The organism is Pseudomonas nicosulfuronedens (assembly GCF_005877905.1).
Classification (GTDB): domain Bacteria; phylum Pseudomonadota; class Gammaproteobacteria; order Pseudomonadales; family Pseudomonadaceae; genus Pseudomonas; species Pseudomonas nicosulfuronedens.
The window spans coordinates 1-3,086 of the sequence record NZ_SWDV01000092.1 but is presented as its reverse complement, the minus strand read 5'-3'; the positions used below and the strand labels follow the sequence as shown (position 1 = coordinate 3,086).

General features: G+C 61.0%; 2 protein-coding genes. Both read right to left on the bottom strand.

Features of this window, described 5'->3' with window-relative positions:
* Nucleotides 1-2,758: RHS repeat-associated core domain-containing protein (locus FAS41_RS30445; RefSeq protein ID WP_246084978.1), on the bottom strand; the 2,758-nt coding region annotated here is incomplete at its 3' end.
* 17 nt (nucleotides 2,759-2,775) lie between these two features.
* A partial coding sequence (locus tag FAS41_RS30440) for an RHS repeat domain-containing protein (RefSeq protein WP_171049597.1) occupies nucleotides 2,776-3,086 on the bottom strand: 311 nt, incomplete at its 5' end.

Below are 3,086 nucleotides of genomic sequence, written 5' to 3'. Positions count from 1 at the left end.
GAGTTGCGAAGGCGGCCTTTTCTGCGGTCATGTCACATCCCATCTTATCTCCTAGAGATATCATCGCTGCAATGTTAGCGAGACGCCCGTTCAGGTCGCTTGCATGCGTATCCCAGCCGGTAGTGCCGTACATTTTACCTGGGTCATTCAGCATGTTGTTCATTTTCAACCGAGCCATTGTAATTGCCGTTTGAGCTGAAGCCTTGATTGCGGCACAAGGGTCGTCAACATTCCGACAAGATCTATCATAGTGTCTCTTTTCTAGAGGCGACATATCTGCTGGCCGAGATTTTGTTGCTGATGACCCAGAGACAAGTGCCCCACCAACGAGCGCGCCTGTACCCCAGAACGCGGCGCTGCCTGCTGTTGCGCCTCCCGCCCCCTCTAAAGCAGCGAGGCCGATGGCGCAAAGAGGGGTTAGCGGGCCGCACAGCCCTAAAGGATCGGAAGTTGAAAGCGGATTTCCTTGAACATAACCATAGGTATTCAAGCCCCCCGCGAGCCCAATCGGATCGCTCTGCACATACCGGCCGGTTTCCGGATCGTAGTCTCGGAAGTAGTTGTAATGCAGTCCGCTCTCGGTGTCGTAGTACTGTCCAGCAAAACGGAGATTCAGTACCGTCTGTTGCCCACTCCCCAGTGGATCCTGATTCGGTGCGCCGTTGCCGAAGGCATCCGACTTCCACTCCCACACTAGATCCCTCGTTTCAGAGGTTGCTAAGCGTGGCGTGTTTAGGTGGTCGCTGTGCAGGTAGATCACGCGTGGCGTGGCACTGCTCTGTTTCTCCACGCTGGCCAGCGGCATGCTGTCCAGCCACAGGTAGGCTTGGCTGTGCTGCTGGGCGCCGGAGCTGTTGTAGTCGGCCTCTGCCAGTAGTTGGCCGTCCGGACCATGCAGGTAGGTGGTGAATCCCTGTCCGGTGAGCTTGGCCACACGCTGGCCGAGGCTGTTGTAGCGATACTCTGCAACCTGCTGGCCGTTAATCTTCACTGTTGCCAAGCGGTTCTGCGCATCGTAGCCGAGCAGTCGGCTGGCACGGTCCTGGGTCAGGTTGCCGGCGGCGTCGGTGCTGACGGTCTGTCCGTCGATGGCGATCAAGCGGTTGCTATCACTGGCGTACTGATAGGCCGTGGTCGCTGTTGCGCCGTTCTCGGTGACCTGGTGCTGTGTGCGGTTCCCTACGCCATCGTAGCTGTAGCTGCCTTGCTTGCTGGCGGTGTTCTCACTAGTCAGGCGGTCTAGCGCATCGTAGCCGTAGCTCAGCGTGCCCCAGATGTTGGTGGCCAGTTCGGTGATGTTGCCGTTCGCGTCACGCTGGTAGTCGTTACGCCAAATGCCGACGTCCTGGCGGGTGAGTTGGTAGTCCTGGTCGTACTGTCGGTTGAGCTGGATGCCATTGGCCCAGGTCAGTTGTTGGAGCGGGCCGAAGGGCAGGTAGCTGATGCCGCTGGCCACATTGGTGGTGCTGCCGCCATCGAGGGCGAGGGTCACGCTGGCGACCTGTCCGCCCGCATTGCGTGGATATCCCACTTGCACAGCGCCCGGATACCCGATGCCCATTAGCTGGTTAGCGGCGTCGTACTGGAAGGTCACGGTGTCCGCCAGCGTCTGGCCGTTGATGCTCAGGCTGCGAGCCTGCTCGATCAGGTTGCCGCGGGCGTCGTAGCGGTAGGCGAGGGTGCCGCTACCGTCCTGGATCGCGGTCAAGCGGCCGATGCCAACGTTGCCACCCGCCGTTGCGTCGTAGCTGTAAGTGGCGTCCAGTGCCGGCGTGGCGGGCCAGTGACGGGCTGTCAGTCGGTTCAGCGCGTCGTAGCTGAAGGTCACGACTACACCACGAGCATCTGTCTGTTTGGTGATGTTGCCGGCGGCATCGTACTCGAAGGTGCTGGTGCCGCTGTCCGGGCTGATCAGCTTGGTCAGGTTGCCCAGGCCGTCATACTCGTAGCGCGTAGTGACGCCGCGCGGATCCTGTACCTTGGTCAGGTTGTCCTGGGCGTCATAGCCCAGCTTGGTGACGCCATTTAGGGCGTCGGTCTGGCTGACCATTCGATCCAGGGCATCGAAGCTGCTGGAGCTGCTGAACTGCCGGGGATTGGTGTGGCTGGTGGGGTTGTCGTTGAGGTCGTACTGGTAACGGTCGGTCTGCGCGCCGGCGCCGACCGAGCGCAGAAGGCGGCCCAGTTCGTCGTACACCCAGGTTTGCTGCTGCTTGAGCGTGCCGCTGGCGTCCTTCAGCCGCTGCGCAGTGCGCTTGCCGGCGACATCAACGTCGTATTCCACGCGCTCGCCGAGGTTGTTGGTGATCGCGGTCAGACGACGCGCCGGGTCGTAGGTGTATTGCAGCCAGCTGCCGTCGGCACGGGTGATCTTGGTCAGTTGTCCGACCGCGTCGTGCTGGAAGCTGGTGGTGCTGCCGGCGGTTGTGATGCTCGCCAGCTTGGGATCGACGCCGCTGTAGGTCAGGGTACTGACCACGCCGTTGGCGTCGGTGAGGGTGCTGGGGTTGCCGCGCTCGTCGTAGTTGCCGAGCAGGGTTTCCTGTCCCAGAGCGTTAGTGACCTTGGTGAGGTTGCCCTTGGCGTCGTAGGTGTAATGGGTGACGTCCTGCACATCGGTGCGTGGGCCGTCGGCTGTTTTGATCAGTCCCTGGGCAGTGTAGGTGTAGTTCCAGCTACGGTCGGCCGCTGTTGCGGACAAAGCGATGCCGCAGGCAAGGGCGAGCGCGCCCAGCCTGTACATAGGATGTACCTGCATGATGACTTCCTTGGTGTTTAGCGGGGGGTGACGATCTGGCCGATCTGGCGGCCCTGGGCGTCGTACTGGTAGGTGGTGATGCGGGACGGTTCGGTGACCTTGGTTTTCAAGTACAGGCTCGGGTGCCACTCGGTGGTGACGGTGCGTGCCTGCGTGGTGCCGGAGGCTTCGGTGCGGCTGATTTCAAGGCCGCGGTCGTTGTAGGCGTAGGTGGTCAGGTTTCCTTTGGCATCCACCCAGTTTGTCAGCAAGGCGCGAGCGTCATACGTGAAGCTGGAGTTACTGTAAGGACAGTTGGGAGATGCTTCACCCTCGATCGAGACAATCC